Origin of the sequence: Lysinibacillus sp. FSL L8-0126 (assembly GCF_038630385.1) — a bacterium.
Taxonomy (GTDB): domain Bacteria; phylum Bacillota; class Bacilli; order Bacillales_A; family Planococcaceae; genus Lysinibacillus; species Lysinibacillus fusiformis_D.
In genome coordinates this window covers 1,292,856-1,310,952 of sequence record NZ_CP152028.1, presented here as the reverse complement: position 1 = coordinate 1,310,952, position 18,097 = coordinate 1,292,856, and the positions used below count along the sequence as shown (strand labels likewise).

The window sequence follows — 18,097 nt, the reverse complement described above, 5'->3', positions numbered from 1 at the left end:
TCAAAATACATAAGCGAAAGGAAGAGTGGGATGGATAAATCTAAAATCCAAAAAGTAAATAAAGCCTTGATAGCAACAGTATTTGCTACAAGTGGGATTGCCGTTGTAGTACCTCCACCACAAAAAGCGGCAGCGGCTATTTCTCCCTTTACAGACATCGACCAATACTCAGTTCATTATAACGATATATTAAAATTATATTCTCAGGGTGTGATTAACGGGTTTGCCGATAAAACCTTCCGTCCTGATGTCAATGTAACACGTGGACAAGCAGCAAAAATGATTGCAACGGCATTAAAATTGGATACGAGAAATGTCCAAAATCCTTATTATAAGGATGTACCGAAGGGTAGCGAATTTTATAAATTTGTCGCAGCATTGCAAAACGCGGGCATTATGTCTGGGTATTCTAATGGCACATTTATGCCAAACGAAGTGATGACTCGTGGCGAATTAGCAAAAATATTAGTATTAGCATTCCATTTGGAGGTATCTCCTAGTTACAACAATATTTTTAAAGATGTAGATAGCCAATCAAGCAATGCTATCTATATTCAAACACTTATCGATTTAAATATTACTGAAGGCACAACACCTGTGACATTCTCTCCGTTTGATGCTGTAAATCGCGGACAGTTTGCTTCTTTTGTGGTTCGTTCACAAGAGAAAAAGAACAATGAAACATCTTTCAAAATTATAGATGTAGATGATGATGCCGTTTATATAAATGGTGAAGCCTATGCAGTTCCAGAAAGCCTTTCACATATTTTTAATGACGATAATGCACCTGTCTTAAAGGGTGCTTATATTGAGGGTGATCTTTCTGGTAAGAAGGTTCGATCCATCTCTAAACTAACATTAAATGCAAGCGGAACAAGCTCAAGATTCCTTGATTTTGATGGTGATTATGGTTCATTAGGTGCAACCATTGTAGTTAATGGCAACTATATTGAATTTTCGAATCTGAAGATGACAGGTACTATGTTTGTCAATGAAACAGTTCGACCACCATTGCATTTAGGTGCTACTAACAATCAACCATTATCCATTGGGCGTGTGGCGAGCAATAATATTTCTTTTATCAACTGGTCAAATCCAGATAATACTAAAGGCGATGGTTCATCTAATAACAATTCAACAAACGATCTTCAAAATTGGACGAACCAAAATCCTGATAAAGATAAGCCATTTGTCAACTGGTCAAAAGAAAAACAAGAAATGAAAAATGTTGAAAAGCATCTTGAATTTTATAACAGCACTGTTTCGAGACTAGTAGTATCACAAACAGGGACAAAAATCGAATCCAATATGAAACTACCACGTGTAGACATCATCGGAAGTGTTCGCGAATTTGAAATTCAAGGCTATATTGGAACATTAAATCTGGATACCGAAACAAAGTTAACGATCTATGGAGATGGCAATATTGATTGGATAAACTACAACAGTTATACAGATTTAGAGCTGTATATAGATGGCCGTATCGGTACTCTATATGTTGATAATTCATACGGCAAGGTTGACATTGGGGACTATACGTATATCGACAAAGTCATTTTACCTAAAGATGAATCTCCAAATAATATCTTTGATGATTTCCTAGATGATAAAGACAATATCGGAAATATCACAGATCCAGATGGCAAACCAATCGATAAAGACGAAAACGAGAATCAGAATCCAGATGATAAAACAAAGCCTATTGTAAGTATTACAAATGTCAAAGTGCTCAATGGCAGTGAGATTCAAGCAGATTTCACATCTGATGAGGTAGGTACGTACTACTATATTGTGCGTGAAAAGGGAGCAGAGGCACCTAATAAACGTGAAATGGTAAACCATCTTTCAATTGAAAACGTTGCATACGGAAGTAGTGCAGCAATCAAAGGCACAAACTCAATAAAAGTGTCAAATCTAGGTGAGAAAAAAGAATATGTCATCTACATCATGGTTGTAGACGGCTCGAAAAATGCATCTGATATTGTCTCTCAAGCATTCCAAATGAAAGATGCAACTCCACCAGTAGTTAAATCTCTACAAGTTACGCCTTTACATGGAGGAACACGTGCTGAATTCAAGTTTGCAGCAAGTGAACCTGGAGATTATTACTATTATGTACGTAAGAAAACAACAGCAGCTGACCCGACGACGGCAGATATCGTCGCAAACCCAACAGGTAAAGGGAAAGCAAAAGCTGGAGAACTTGGAATAACAGGAATTTTAACAGAATTAGATGCTGAAACCGAATATCAACTTTATGTTGTCATGAAGGATGATTCAGGCAACTTCTCGGTAGATCCTATACCTAAAGAGGCGGTTAAAGAGTTTAAAACTGGTGAGCTTGATAATATCCCACCATATGTTGTAGGTGGACAACTTGTATTACTAGATGAGATTAAAAATGAATTTTATCTAACCGTGAGTGAGGATTTAGATCCTATTTCTGCTGAAAAAATAGAGAACTATGATCTTTCAGGTACAGGGATAGTCAATCAAGGTGCACAGCAACCGATACATCCTACAAAGGTTGTCTATAATAAAGCTCAGAAAAGATTAATTTTCACCATTCCATCACTAACAGGCTTTGTAAACGGGGATAATCTAGTTGTTACAATATCACCGAATGTTAAAGATTTGGCTGATATCGAATTTGAAAATATCAATAACATTCCAAATAATACTGTTCCGCGAAACACAGCCGAATACATTCATAACGATATTGAATTACCAGTCCTCACAATTATAGGAGAACCAGTAATTAATAATACAAAGGACCAAACACTTCTTGAGTTTAATGCTTCAAAAGCAGGAACGTATCATTATCTAATTATGGAGTCAGATATAACTCTTACACGTGATGACCGCTTACGTTTAATTGAAGCTGTCCAATTAAATGAAACAAAATTTAAGGTTGGAACAGAAGAAATCGATATTGTTGGGAGCGGAGGTAATAAACCTGCTCAACTAGGAAAACAAAAGGTAGTAATCCCATTACCAACAGCAAATTTAAATCCGTTTAAGAGCTACTCTATCTATATGGTATTGCGCGATCGTTCAGGAAATGTTTCAGATATTGAGACTAGACATGTAATCGATGACCAAACACCACCGAAAATTGAAAATACATCGATAAAGATAGCTCAAGGAGATAAGAATGCTACCTTCAAATTTATGTCAGATGAAGATGGTACGTATCACTATATTCTTAGAAAAGCTGGCGATGCAACAGTTCCAGTACCTTCAAGTGCTGAGGAGGTTATTGAAAGAGGAAGAGCTAGCAATATGCGAAAGGGTACTAATGAAATTAATTTTACCTCTTTAGAACCCCATCAAAATTATGAGCTTTATGTTGCGGTAAAAGATAGATATAAAAATGCAACAATGCTTCAAGTAGGTACAGAGTCAAAAGTATATACTTTTGATGAACAGCAAAATAAAACAATTACTTTGACACCAGGCGAAACTGACAAAGGTGTAATGGCATATAAATTCTTCTCAGATGGTACACCACCAAAGGTAGAGGATCCGATCGTTAAACAGCTTGATGGAAAAACATTAGAAGTGACTTTTTCTGAGGCTATTGAATTAAAAGACTCAGATTTCCAATTAGTGAATCCTGAAACAGGCACTGCAATTACTCCTACTTATGCTTCATGGAAGTGGCAGGATAAGGTAGATGAAATTGATGAATGGAAGCCACGTAAAATGATACTAACATTTGCAAATGAAGTTACACAAAGCTTTGATATGACAATCAATGCTACCGCGAAGGATAAAGGCGGATGGGCATTCAGTAAATTAAAAGCAGAATACAAATATCCAACAAAAGTGAATACAATTACTTCAGCAACGTTAGTACCTGATATACAGTACCCAGGTGACTTAAATATTTCTAAGCAGGTTCGAGTTATTGCTAACTTAGATGCAGATATAACATGGAATCAGCATTACTATTATGCAGTTCTTTCAAAAAACCAGGGTGACTTAACAATAGCTAATATTAAAGATATTATCGAAAGAGCTGATAGCAGTAATTACACAGACATTCCTGGCGGAGGAATAATATCTTATGGTAAGGGACAAATAACAAAACCTTCAGATGCAAGTTCTGAAAAAACATTTACGGCTATTCAAACAAGCACTGATCCAAATTCTACAAACATATTCCAAAAGGATCAAAAAATATATTTATTTACGAAGGATAAATACGGAAATATAGTTTATGCGAAGGAATCTACATCTCCAACAGCTCCAAACTATGTCTTAATCCAACCTAGAACTCAATAGAATATAAGAACACTAGCTATCAATTCTAATAGCTAGTGTTTTTTATTTACTTAAACACGTTATTTTAAAAGTGGATGATAATCAATATCATTTATAATACATAGTGAAGGAGGGTGAAAGTCGACATGAATATAGAAGAACATCTACTACTCTGGAATTACGCTTCTATCAAGGTATTAGACGTTCGTCATAGAGTAATGAGGATAGGGGATACATTACAGCCTTATAAATTGCCAACAAGTGTACTTATAGTAATCACGCGTGGAACAGCGCAAGTGCATTTGGATCAAACTAATTATCACGTGATTCAGTTTCAAATGATACATAGCGGTAAAGGGGCAGCTTTAGAAATTAATCAAATAACTAATGAACTAGAGTGCTACCTTATTTTTTATAAAGGTTCTGTTCCTTATCCTGTTGGTCAAAGGATTCTTCAGCTGTTTGAGAAAAGAAATGCATTTCAAATCCAGTTTAGCTTGGTACCGAAATATCCGGTAACTATTTATGAAAAAGTGCAGCTTATGTACGAAAGCTGGCAACAATCACGGTGGCTGGAACGTTTGCAAGTTAAAACATTATTCTATCAAATTATATTAAGTATATATCAAGAGTTATGTAGCCAAGAGAGCTATGTAAAAGAAACAGATTTAGTAAGTCAAATAAAGAGGTATGTGGATGAGCATTATGCAGATTCGATAAAGCTAGAGTCTCTTGCAGAGCATTTAAATTACAGTGTATCACATATATCGGCAGTATTTAAAAGAGAGACCAACTATAGCTTTATCGAATATGTCATGCATACAAGAATGAAAAAGGCTGTAGCTCTATTAAAATCAACAAACGTGTCTTTAAAGGATATTGCGACAAGTGTTGGCTATACAGATGTTCATTATTTTAATCGTATTTTTAAAAGACATCTAGGAATATCACCAGGGAAATATAGAAAACGAGTAATGGAACAAGGCATACTAGAAGATACTCCACAAATCATCATGGAATCCTCTATTGAAGGGGAAATGTTTCAACGATATATTGTTAATGATAATCATTATCAATATAAAAAAGGAGAAAATATTCCAATGTCTCAGAAACATAAAACAAACTTTGCAGCGATAGTATTGCTTTGTCTAACACTACTATTGGGTGCTTGTTCGAATGGCACAAACCCACAGTCCAAGACACAAGGACAGACTACCGAAGTAACACAAGCAACCATCGTTTATAAGGCGGCGAATAGAGAAGTGGAGATTCCCAAAAATCCGAAACGTATTGTAGTTGTAGCAGACAGTTATGCGGGTTATTTATTGGCATTGGGCATTAAACCTATTGGTATGTCTGATTTTGCGTTAAGTAATCCTTATTTTGAAGGTAAAATAGATGGCATTGAAAGTATTGGTGACAACAAATCGATTGAAAAAATCTTGGAATTGAAACCAGATTTAATTATTGCTTTTGATGGCATGGAAGGCTTTGAAAACTTTGAAAAGATTGCGCCAACTGTTGGCATTAAGTATGGCGCCATGAGTTACCGTGAACAATTAGTAGAGTTTGGTAAGATGCTTAATAGAGAAAAAGAAGCCGCTCAATGGATAAATAATTGGGATGAAAAAATTGCCGACAACAAGTCAACTATCCAAGAGGTTGTTGGAGATCAGACCGTTTCTCTAATGGGTGGTACTGACAAAGAGGTTTACATATATGGTGATCATTATTCTAGAGGTGGAGAAATTATTTATGGGGAGTTCCAGCTAAATGCGCCAGCCTTGGTTCAAAAAGAAGCACTTGAGTCGAAAGAATGGGGAGTTGCATTTTCCATTGAACGTTTGCTGGATTATGCAGGAGATTTTATTTTTGTAGAAGATACAGCACTTGCATTTCTAAAGGAAAGTATTTTATGGAATGAGCTACCTGCGGTGAAAAATAACAAGGTCACTATATTAGATAGTGATGCTTCCTACTTTAATGATCCCGTTTCATTAGAGAAGCAGCTTGATATTGTAGTAGAAGCCTTTAACAAAATGCATAAAAATGAATAACATGAATATTTTCGGAAGCCAAACTACCATCAATGTAGTTTGGCTTTCATTTGAGAATCATTTTCAATTATAATGATAGTAGTAAAAAAGATAGGTAGGAGGAATTATGTGCATTATGAATGTTGATGACCATATATACCTGTGGGATCATGCTGCTATCAAAGTGCTAGATGTTCGGCATCAGATTATGAGGATGGGAGAAACATTACAGTCTTATAAAATGCCAGCTAATGGCTTTATTTTTGTTTCTCGAGGAAGGGCGCAAGTTCAGCTCAATCAAATCGAGTATATTATTCAGCAGTTTCAAGTCATACATGGTAGCAAAGGGACTATTTTAGATATTTTTCTAACGGAGGATGAGTTGGCGTATTATTTGATTTTTTATAAAGCGACCATGCCTAATCCTATGCGCCCGGAAGTATTACGCCTAATGGATAAAAGTAATCCATTTCAACTGCAATATAGCTATATACCCAGTTACCCGATTGCTATTTTTCACAAAGTTAAATTGATGGAGCAGGAGTGGAGGAAGTCTGGTGGAATAGATCGCTTTCATGTGAAATCATTATTCTATCAATTTGTTCATAATCTGCTACAGCAACTACATAGCCAAGGTATAGATATGATGAAGCCCGACCTTGTAGGACAGGTAATGAAATATTTACAAGAGCATTATGCACAGGCTTTGACACTAGAATCTATTGCAGCCAATTTGAATTATAGCGTTCCTTATTTAGCGTCCATTTTTAAAAAGAAAACGGGTTATAGTGTAATTGACTATTTGATTCAGATTCGCCTTGATATAGCGGCAAATTTATTAGTAGAAACGGATGCCACATTGAAGGAAATTGCCGAAAATGTGGGCTATAAGGACCCTTATTATTTGAGCCGTCTTTTTAAAAAGCATAGGGGTGTTACGCCATTACGTTTTAGAAAACAAGAAAGAAAAAATGCTATACATCGTCCTCAAAATAGCATTGAATCGTCCATTGTTTGGAGACCAATATGGCGATATATTGATAGTGATAATCATTATCAATATAAGCGAGAGGAAGTTATACATATGCATAGAGGTTCAAGAGCTTCATTCACAGCAATGGCACTACTTTGTATTACGTTACTATTATCAGCATGTACGGGAGGTACTGTTAATCTAAACAATGAAACTACTGGACAAAATCAGACTGTAGTAGAAAGTCAGTCAGCTAGCTCTTCTGAGACAAGGGTTTACAAAGACTTTCAAGGGACAGAAGTAGACATTCCTACAAATCCAGAACGAATTGTCCTTCAGGGTAATGCAATTGGTGATTTAATAGCATTAGGTATAGAGCCTGTTGGGGTAGATCGTCGTTTCATCGAGAGCGGTGTTTTAGAAGATAACGGGAAAATTAGTTCAACAGATATAGGCTTTCCAACAAATTTAGAGAAGGTACTGACGTTAAAGCCCGATTTGATTATGCTGTCATATATTATGGATAATGAGGTCGAAGAAGCTTCTAAAATTGCACCAACCGTTGTTTTCGATGGTATGCAGCCATTAAAGGATCGATTCCCAGTCGTTGCTGATATTGTTGGTAAAAAGGAAGAGGGAGAGCAGCTACTGAGGAAATATAATGAAGATGCCGATGCAATGTGGGAACAGCTTCGCGCAGATGGTAAGGTGACTGAAGGAGAAACGGCTGTCGTATTCCAATTTTTTTGGAATAAAAAAATGTTCGTGATGAAAACAGGCGGAGTAGCAGGCTTGCTGTATCAAGACAAAGGATATACTATGGACGAAAAGGTACAGGCATTACAGCCAAATAGTGGGCCATATATTGAAATTACTAAAGAAACACTGCATGAGACACTTGTGGGTGATCAATTATTTGTATTAATTTCTGGAGATAAAGAGGCACAAAAGGCATTTGATGAATTAACACAAGAGCCATTGTGGAACTCCTTACCTGCCGTGAAGAACAATAAAGTTCACTTTATTGAGGATAAATGGAATTATGATGATATGACAACAAGTAACATGCTGTTAGAGGAATTTCCAAATATACTGAAAAAATAAGTAAACTAGAAAGGCTCGGGGAAATCCTTAGCCTTTTTTGTGTTTGCTAAATAAAGGCAGACGTTATCAAATCATCATCCAGCAGGGGCAATAGATAGTAAAGAGGACTATCAAAACTGTTAGAGAAATAGCTGGCTTTTCTAAAGAATTAAATACGATAAACTATGAAAGTCAAGCAATTATAGTTATCTATATTTGCTTGACTTGTTGTTGAAAAAAGGTAATGTCAACGGCATAATAAGCAATTTGGTAAGGCGAGGGGTTGATTTCCGTTCCGCCAGCGTCCTTTCCAGGGGGCGTCCGATGAGCCGCTTCACTCACTGCGTTCGCTCCAGGGTCTCCTCTGTGATGCTATGAGCTGCACCCAAAATATTGGACTTAAAAATCTACTATAGGGGGTGCAGTTAGTGATTTCTGATGAACAAAAATTAGCCGCAGTTCTAGCTTACTTTGAAGAAAAAGAAAGTACGTATCAGATTGCCAATCGATTACAGAGGGATCGACAGTACATTCGATTATGGATTGAATTATATCGCTATCATGGCATCGAAGGAATTATTCGTCCTCAAGGGTTCACGAATTACGAAGATTCTTTTAAAATAAAAGTAATTCAACACCTGATAGAGACGGGCGATTCGCTCCTTCAGACTGCTGCGAAGTTTAATATTCCTTCCCGTGAAACCATTCGGAGATGGAAAAAACAATCGATGTCAACGGCTGGTGAGGTGCTCTATCAAGTAGAAAAGGAGCGCCAATCAATGCCAAAAAAACAACCACCTTCGTCCGATTTAAATGGAAAAACAACGGATGAGTTAAAAGCGGAAATTGAGTATTTACGGATGGAAAATGCCTATTTAAAAAAGTTGAAAGCCTTAGTTCAAGAAAAGGATGCCTTCAAATCCAAGAAAAAGTAAGAGCTGTCTATGAGCTAAGGTTGGATTTTCCTCTTCAAGCTCTATTAAAAGTCGCGAAACTTAAGAAAAGTACGTATTATTATCATCTCCAAAAATGGGTAAAACCAGATAAATATCAGGCGATCAAAGAACGAATTCAGACGCTTTTTCATTACCATAAGGGGCGTTATGGCTATCGTCGTATTTGTTTAGCCCTCCGAAATGAAGGGTTTTTCATCAACCATAAAACGGTCCAACGATTGATGCAAGAATTGGGCTTAAAAGGGACGGTACGCCCTAAAAAATACCGTTCGTATAAAGGGACAGTCGGCTATGTCGCAGAGAATGTCATCCAACGTGATTTTGAAGCCACTGCACCCAATCAGAAATGGGTAACCGATGTAACGGAGTTTAAAATAAACGGTCAAAAAATCTATATATCCGCTGTATTAGATTTATTCAATCGAGAAATCGTTGGGTATGAGGTATCAAAATCACCTAATTTTGAGTTAGTTCAACAGTCTTTTAAGAAGGCATTTACGTATACAAAGTTATCGAAAAAGAGTGGCTTAATCGTCCATTCTGATCAAGGATGGTTATATCAAATACCACGTTTTAAAGCGTTATTGGCAACACATGAAATCAAGCAAAGTATGTCACGGAAAGGAAATTGTTTAGATAATGCCGTGATAGAAAGCTTTTTTGGCATTATGAAATCAGAATTTCTATACGCAACAACGTTTAAGAACTACGAAGCATTCAAAAAAGCGTTAGTAGGCTATATCCACTACTACAATCATGAACGGATAAAAATAAAACTCAACGGAAAAAGTCCAGTTGAGTTTCGAAGAGTTTCTTAAAAGTTCAAATTTTTGGGGTCAGTTCACTAAATCCCCTAGGAGTGACGCTGGCTCCACTCCAATCAACCATTCTGCAAAAGTGTCTTTTCCTGAACAAAATAGCCATTAAAAGTGATGTGTGACAACACCCCTCCATAAAAGAGTAATGAATACCTTCCCTTTTTTGCTAAAAAGTTAACATTTTTATTTTATGGATTGGAGTGGAAGGCTACTTGACTCCCGTGGGATAGCGAGACAGGCGAGCCCCTGCACGGAGCGGTAGCGGAGGAAGCGGCTCGGCGCTCGCCCACAGGAAAGCAAGTAGCCTGCAACGGAAATCCTTTTTCACCTTTCACATAAATTCTATGGATGGTTTTGTTTTTCAACACTAAGTCAAGCAATTATAGTTATCTATATTTGCTTGACTTTTAATGATAACTATTATCAATTATAATGACTCTATAATGATTGTTTCAATTATATTAAGGTGGATGCAAAATGTATAGATTAATGGACACAGCAATAATTGAATGGAAAGAAAAGGTTAATACATATTCACTTCATACAAAATTTCCAACCTTATTAGCTTGCGACGTTGCTACCAAAATTTCCTTAGATGGAAAATGGTTATGTTTAGATAAAAATGAAATGATATATCTTAGTGCGGGAAAAATAGCAAAGTTAGAAAAAGCAAATCACCAAGTTGTTCATTTATACATTGTATCTTTTCAAATGTACAGTCTTACTGAAGAAAATGCTGATTTATTGCTTTATCGTGTCGATCATAAACAATTGCCTGCCCATGGCTCAATTGCTAGTGTAGAAACATTATCGTATCGTGCTGTTACTCTTCTTCAAGAGCTTGTAGGTGAGATAGACGTAGGTGAACAGCATTTTCATAGTAGACAAAATTTTTTGTTGGAGGAAATATTACATTTATTTATCCAAGCTTTAAAGCCGTATAAAGAGAAAGTAGATTTGATTATGCGAGAAGCTCTAGCATATATCAATCGCCATTATGATCAAAATCTAAATCGTTCACAATTAGCAGAGCTTATGGGTTTTAATCCAAGTTATTTTTCAAGATTGTTTCAACAACAAATAGGGCGTAGTTTCTCGAACCATTTGATGAGAGTGAGAATAGACAAAGCCAAAATGTATCTTCTTTCGACGGATGCCACATTGAACGAGATTGCGAGAAAAGTTGGCTATACAGATGGACTCTATTTAAGCCGAAAGTTTAAACAAATTGTTGGTGTATCGCCAAGTGAGTATCGGTATAGACCAAAGCCGAGACGTATTGTAGCATTCCAATATAGTGGTGATTTACTTGCTTTAGGCATACAGCCAATTGCTGCTCCTTTTACACCATGGGAAGTATCACCGCTTATACATCGTGAGCTTAGTGGTACGATTGATCTGGAGCAAGATAGAACTCATCAACTGGAGAAAATGGACATCGACCTAATCATTGTGCCTGAATATTTATATTATTGTCCAGGCAAGTTAGAAAAATTGGAGCAACTTGCACCCATTTTGGTTTTGCCATGGAATCAATTAGATCGACTTGAAGAAGTTAAGCTTATAGGGAAAATTCTTGGATGTGAGGCAGAGGCAACGATGTGGGTTGAGCATTATCAATCCATTACACATACAGCAGCTGCTAAGCTCGAATTCATTATACAACCTCACGAAACAGTAGGTTTATATGAGGTATGGGAGGATCATACAATATGTATTTGGAATACCACTGCAAGAGCTACCTATAATTTATATAATGGCTTAAAGTTAACTCCTCCTCCACGTATTCAGCAAGAGGTGCTCGAAGTAAATAGTCATCTTTTTATAGAGGAAAATATATTATCTAACTACGCTGCTAACCACATGTTTGTTGTCCTCACAGAAGATTATTATCAAGATTTTCCAAATAAGTTATTAAAGCATAAAGCTTGGAAGCAGCTATTAGAAGATCCAACAAGGAACATTTATCCGATTAAGCTGAATGATTTTTGGTGCAATGATGGATTAACGCTAGAAAAACAACTTAGTATTATGCTAGAAAAGCTATATAATCATTAATAATGAAGCCAATGTCACTTTTGTCCATATGCAAGTTCTCACATTTTGAAATAGACGATTGAAGAAGAGACCATTACGATAAGGATATTGATTGAGAAAGATTATCATTATCGATAGGAGTGGAAAAAATGGTCAAGGCTAGGCAAAGAATTTGGATAGGGTTAATGATGCTACTGTTGATTTTAATTGTTTTAGGTGGCTGTAGCAAAGCGACAGAAAGCCCTCAGTCAGAGTCAAAAAGTAATTCAGAAACAGATACAAAAATTATTAAAACAGTTGATGGTGATGTTGAAATACCTGCCAATCCTCAACGAATCGTTACGCAAGGGTATTTAGCAAATTTTTTAGTTTTTGATGTTAAACCAGTCGGTGCACCATATTGGGAAATGGAAAGCCCTTATACTATGGAATTAAGTGAAGGGATCACAGATATTGGTCAAATTGATGGAGGCTCGGTTGAAAAAATTTTATCACTTAAACCTGATTTAATAGTCACGGTTGGAGGAGATGAAAAATTAAATGAGCAATACCGCAAGATTGCCCCTACATTGGTCATCCCTTATGGTACATATCATGAAGTTCATGACGAAATGAGAGCTTTTGGGGAGATTTTAGGAAAAGAGAAGGAAGCGGAAAAATGGCTAAAAGAATTTGATAAAAAAGTAGCGAAGGCAAAGGACTCTATTAAAGGGTTAATTAGAGAAGGAACGACTTTTTCTCTTATGGGTCCGTTTGGAAAGGATTTTTATGTCTATGGTGATGGTGTAAATCGTGGTGGACAAGCAATTTATCAGCAGCTAGGTTTAACACCACCGAAATTAGTACGCAAGGATTTAATTGAGCCAAAAATTAATGCACTGAGTATTTCACAGGAAAAGATTGCAGATTATGCAGGTGACTATATCTTTTTAGACATTTCAGGAGAAGCGGAATTTGATGAGAATGACCCTGTATGGTCAACGATTGATGCAGTTAAAAATAATAAAGTATTCTACTTAAATCCCGAACGTTTCTGGCCATATGATCCAATTGCAGTGGAATCACAGGTTGAAGAAATTGCTAAAATGTTAAAGAACCATTTAGAGCAAGAGAAGTAAATGCTACAAAAAAGCCCAAGTGGATAAATTACCACTTGGGTCTTCTACTAGGAATCCAAAAAACGGGGAAGACGACTAAGCATACAAGGGAGGACGCTCACATGGTCCTCCTCATCAAATTTCACATAATCAGTAAGAATGTTTTTGTCGCTTAAACGTTTCATTTGTTCAGCTGCTTGATCAGCTCCTTCAAGCATATCTGGCAGCTCGTTAGCGCCGATTGTAAGTAAGAGATTAATAGTATGCTGACTGTTCCAAGTTTCAGCAAATTTGTCTATTTCTTTTAGTACGGCATTGTTAGCCCACCAAACAGAGGGGCTTCCGACTACTACATGACTAAATAAATTTGGTCTCGCACATAGAGCATACAGTGTGAAAAGACCGCCTAATGAATGACCAACAACCGCTTGTTTCTTCTTATTGACTGGCCACTCCTTTGCGATAGCAGGCATTAGCTCATGCTCAATAAAGTCTAGGAATTCATTGGCTTTGCCATTAGGAGGCCAAGGCGATCCATCTGGACGTGGTGGTAGCTGAGCTTCACTAACAGGTAGTGTAAAATCATTGCAACGTCGTTCCATATCAAAGGGTTCCTTTGAGGGATAGCCAATCCCAATAACAAGAATTGGCTCATAGCCTTTTGGTTTACGTGTTTGTAATTTTACTGCCTCAGCGAGCGTTGGAAAAAGAGCGTCCCCATCTAAGGCATATATAACAGTATAGCCATCTGCTGGTGGTGCTTCTGTTGGGGCAGCAATTAAAATTCGATAGTCAAGCTGTTGACGAGATGTCATGGCAACTTCAAAGTAGTTATCTGATGTATAAGGTTTCTTTGTCATTGTTGTCATGGCGCTAAAAACTCCAATACATCCTCTATCACTTTTCCTTGTGCATGAATACCACCATTTAGCCAATAATCCTCGGATGTTTCAAATACTTGATTATGTTTGAAGGCAGCTGTACTTTGCCAAATTTTACTGTCCTTCAACTCATTTATAAATTCATCTCCAAGATTGCCATCATTGATTAGGAAAATATAATCGGCATCAAGTTCAGGTAGAATTTCTAATGATACTTCAAAGGCACCATTTTTCACGTAGCTGCTTTGTTCAAATCCTAATTCATGTGTTAAGACATACCCACTGAAATACTCATCAGTCATGAAAAACATTCCTTTTGCATTAAAGCGAATTAACGCAACCTTTTTACCTTCTGTGATGGAGGCTAGCTTTGTTTTTGCTGCATCCACCTTTTCTTGATAGCCTTGTAAAGCTTGCTCAGCCTTGTCTGGTTCATCAAGTAATTGCCCTAAAATTTTAATAGAGCCTTCTAAATCGCTTGCAGCATTATTAAATACATAGGTTGGAGCAATTTTGGCATATTTTTCGTATGTGCCATTTTCCACATAAAATGAATTGTGCAAAATAATTAAATCTGGTTTATTAGCCATAATTGATTCGGCTGAAGGGGGACCACTTGCAAAGCTAATTTCAGGTACGCCTTGTAGCTGATCTTGTAAATAGAGCTGTGGTTTAACACCATTCGACCATTGCATAATAGGCTTGATGCCAAAAGCTAATAACGAATCCTCCATAACAGGTGCAAATATTTTTGTAGGCTTATCAGGTAGTGTCACATCATTGCCAACCTCATCTTTTATTGTTAATGGATAAACACTTTGCTCCTTCGTATTTTCTGAGTCAGCCTGTTCTTCTTTATTACTTGATTGGTCATTGCATGCCGAAAGTATGCCAATAGCAAGCAATAACATCGCTAATATATAGGCAGATTTTAAAATCGTTTGACAGTGATTACGACAATTTTGTTTCATTGTTCATCAAAGTCTCCTTCCATTGATAATCATTCTCAAATGGAATTATAAATCACTGTCTGATAGGATACCATGGACGGAAACAGGAAAAGGGTTTGGATTTTTTCCGGTTAACATCAGCAACATTTCATCTAGCATTCGGTTTATAGCAATAGCAGAGTATTCGAACCAAGGATTTGATGGCAAAACATATACATGTCCATTTTTTACGGCTTGGAGCTCTTTCCAATGATCGAGGTATTGTAAAGTGAGCCAATAATTCCGAGTGGGCGAATCTGGGCAAATGATAAATAGTAGACGGTCTGGATTTATATCTACTAGCTGTTCAAGTGTAATAAGCTCGTTACATGTTTGTTGTTGCGCATCGACAGGACGAAGCTGCAAATCCGTAAAGAGCACATCCTGAATGCCTTTATTACAATATAAAAATAATTGGTCGCCACATAAACGGAGAACAGCAAAAGTATCCTCCCCAGTCACTCCTTTGATATCTTGTTTAGCCTGTAATACCTTTTGTTCATATGTTTGAATGAAATGCTCACCCACGCTTTGTTTTTTGACAGCAACAGCTATCTCTCTTAACTGTGTTCGCCAGTCCTTAGCTTGTATATAGACATTTTTAATACCCATTGTTTGAAGCCAATCAAGCATGGAGAGGGAGGGCTCCTCTTGGAAAATGTGAATGTCTGGCTTAGCAGAGGCTAATTTTCTAAAGTTGTCTTCGGACTCTGCATCAAAAATATTGACATGCACTTGAATTTTGTCTTGGTAATGGTTGTAATAATAAGGACTCCATTTGGCATTCAATGGAGCTGCAACAGGTATGATGCCAAGTGCTAATAAATTCCCGGTAGCTGAAACAGAAAAAGTAGAGATTCGCTGACGAGCTATTTTATTAAAAGCAGAAGGTGAAACCCCCACTTCCTTTTTAAACTTCCGACTAAAATAAAATTCATCACTGTATCCAACTTTTCTAGCGATTTCACGAAGCAATAGATCTGTATCACGCAATAGCTGCTTAGCATGTCCAATACGCAGCTCCGTTAAATAATCAGTGGCACTTTGACCGAATGCCTTTTTAAATGCCTCACCAAAGTAGCTAGAACTTAGACCAGAAATGAGTGCCAGATGCTCCATCGTGAGTGGTTGATGATGGTTTTTAGCAATATAATCTCGAATATCCTTTAATGAAATTTGAGTTGTCATTCTATCTGTTATGCTTTCCGTTTTCATGTAACATGTCACCCCTTGTATATAATTATGGGAATTACTTTACAGTAACCAATAACTTTGGTAATGCACCGAGTAACTTCTCCCTTGTAAAGGCATCACTATAATTCCACTTTGTTGCATCCACTAAATAAACGTGGTTATTTTGTACAGCAGTGAGGCTTTTCCAAATATCACTTTGCATCAATTCCATCGTTGCCTTTTGCGATTCTGGTTTATCAGATAAAAGCATAAAGATTCGATCACCAGCGTATTGAGGCAAGTGGTTTATCGGAATTTCCTTATACCCCATGCTTGCTTGAAGTAATTTTTTTACTTGCGGGTGAGGTTGAAATCCATCTGGATGAAAAAGGGCAGGGGATAGACCTGTACAGCCCATGACATAAAGGCGTTTACCATGATCAAAGGTCAAAACTGATGCCGTTTCACCAGACTCTACAACGGTTTGTAGCTGCTGCCACATAGTTTGTTCTTGGATTTTAAAACGTGTTAGCCAATTTTCTGCACATTGTTGTTGGCTTAGCCATTGTCCTAATAGACGGATGCGTTCTTCTAATGAATCCCAAGAATTTAGGGTAATAGTTGGAGCAATCGACGATAATGCCTGATATTGCCGTTCGTCGTTATTTGTAAAAATGATTAAATCTGGATTAAGCTTTGAAGATTTTTCTAGATTGATTGGAAATGCTACATCTTGAATGTACGGAACATGGTTTTTATAAAAAGATTTACTAATAGAGTTTTTGTCACCACCTATTGGCTGTACATCAAAAATCAACATATCGCCAAATGTCTCTCCATGATAAATAATACGATGAGGAGAGGAAGGGATGACTACCTCATGTCCAGTCCAATCTTTTACAATTGTTCTTTGCTTATACTGCCGTGCAAACTGCTTTGGGGGAATCCCAATCACTTGTCGGAAGCGGCGATTAAAATAATATTCATCATCAAATCCAACTTGCTGTGCAATATCCTTTAACGGCTCATTTGTTTGTAGCAATAATTCCTTTGCATTGGTAAGACGTAAATCTGTAATATAATCTAACGGTTTTTTCCCTGTTAAAGTTTGAAAGATTGCGCTATATTGCCATTGAGCGATATGAGCTAGCTCTGACAGCTTTTTCACGGTTAAAGGCTGTTGATAGTAGCTATGTATATAGTTAATTGTTTCTTCAACCGACTTTGTCATTGTTAATTGGTAATTCACATGAAGCTGATGTTCAAATAATAAATTTAATAGTTCATACAAGATTCCGTGTTGTTTAAGATAATCTGATTTAGGCTTTAAATGATATAGATCTTCGGTAAGACGAATAAAGCGCGTATTTGGGTAAACGGTATACTCCACTTCATCAGAAAAAAGGGCTCCTAAATATGGAGAAGGGTACTCATGTTTTAGCTGAAAAGCTGTAAAAGTTATTTTATAGAAATGGAATTGCTTCGTTAGATCCGATAAATCTATCATAGAATGAGGTTGTATAAGAAAAATCTTCCCTTTCGTCACCAAATAGGGAATATCATCAATCGTTAATGTGCCACAGCCATCCATAAAAAGTATCATCGTATGGTGAGAAGTTGAGATAAACGGATAGCTCTGTGAAATATAGTCGATATCTTCTAAATGAAATAGTAAATTATTGTTAAAAGAAGATGAAATATTGTCTTCCATCTGTTCACTTCCTTGCTAAATGAAAATGATTATCAATTAACTATATTGTATAAAAAGTAAAGAGACATTTCAACAAA

Annotated in this window: 11 protein-coding genes; 7 read left to right on the top strand and 4 right to left on the bottom strand. The window is 36.8% G+C overall.

The genetic code is table 11. The features are described 5' to 3' along the window. The first annotated feature begins 30 nt into the window (after positions 1–30). The 7 genes from MHI34_RS06275 (at position 31) to MHI34_RS06245 (ending at position 13,287) form a co-directional block, all read left to right on the top strand. Positions 31–4,287: an S-layer homology domain-containing protein gene (locus tag MHI34_RS06275; protein WP_342504268.1), complete on the top strand. Its 4,257-nt coding sequence runs from the start codon at positions 31–33 to the stop codon at positions 4,285–4,287. 125 nt (positions 4,288–4,412) lie between these two features. Further along, positions 4,413–6,323 carry an AraC family transcriptional regulator gene (locus MHI34_RS06270; protein WP_342504267.1) on the top strand — a complete coding sequence of 637 codons (1,911 nt, stop codon included), beginning with the start codon at positions 4,413–4,415 and terminating at the stop codon, positions 6,321–6,323. Between the two features lie 115 nt (positions 6,324–6,438). Continuing rightward, complete coding sequence (locus MHI34_RS06265) at positions 6,439–8,379, top strand: AraC family transcriptional regulator (protein ID WP_342504266.1); 1,941 nt, start codon at positions 6,439–6,441, stop codon at positions 8,377–8,379. A gap of 407 nt (positions 8,380–8,786) precedes the next feature. Further along, a complete protein-coding gene (locus MHI34_RS06260) occupies positions 8,787–9,293 on the top strand; it encodes a helix-turn-helix domain-containing protein (protein ID WP_342503599.1) in 507 nt (168 codons plus the stop codon). After that, entirely contained in the window at positions 9,278–10,132 is an 855-nt protein-coding gene (locus MHI34_RS06255; RefSeq protein ID WP_342504450.1) for an IS3 family transposase, read from the top strand. The genes MHI34_RS06260 and MHI34_RS06255 overlap by 16 nt, the downstream gene beginning before the upstream one ends. A 477-nt stretch (positions 10,133–10,609) precedes the next feature. Continuing rightward, complete coding sequence (locus tag MHI34_RS06250; RefSeq protein ID WP_271912089.1) at positions 10,610–12,190, top strand: helix-turn-helix domain-containing protein; 1,581 nt, start codon at positions 10,610–10,612, stop codon at positions 12,188–12,190. A 128-nt stretch (positions 12,191–12,318) separates the two neighbouring features. After that, complete coding sequence (locus tag MHI34_RS06245) at positions 12,319–13,287, top strand: ABC transporter substrate-binding protein (RefSeq protein WP_271912090.1); 969 nt, start codon at positions 12,319–12,321, stop codon at positions 13,285–13,287. Between the two features lie 47 nt (positions 13,288–13,334). Here MHI34_RS06245 and MHI34_RS06240 read toward each other — a convergent pair whose 3' ends face one another. From MHI34_RS06240 to MHI34_RS06225, 4 genes are read right to left on the bottom strand one after another with little or no spacing between them, the layout of a single operon-like run. Further along, a complete protein-coding gene (locus MHI34_RS06240; protein ID WP_036125805.1) occupies positions 13,335–14,135 on the bottom strand; it encodes an alpha/beta hydrolase-fold protein in 801 nt (266 codons plus the stop codon). Then, positions 14,132–15,118 (bottom strand): ABC transporter substrate-binding protein, encoded by a 987-nt coding sequence (locus MHI34_RS06235; protein ID WP_058845285.1) that lies wholly within the window; start codon positions 15,116–15,118, stop codon positions 14,132–14,134. Before MHI34_RS06235 ends, MHI34_RS06240 begins: the two co-directional genes overlap by 4 nt. Before the next feature lie 45 nt (positions 15,119–15,163). Beyond that, the gene (locus tag MHI34_RS06230) at positions 15,164–16,351 is read right to left on the bottom strand and encodes a helix-turn-helix domain-containing protein (protein ID WP_342504265.1); all 1,188 of its coding nucleotides are present in this window, start codon (positions 16,349–16,351) and stop codon (positions 15,164–15,166) included. A 34-nt stretch (positions 16,352–16,385) separates the two neighbouring features. Then, on the bottom strand, positions 16,386–18,020 hold the full coding sequence (locus MHI34_RS06225) for an ABC transporter substrate-binding protein (protein ID WP_036125811.1): 1,635 nt from the start codon (positions 18,018–18,020) through the stop codon (positions 16,386–16,388). Between the last annotated feature and the right edge of the window lie 77 nt (positions 18,021–18,097).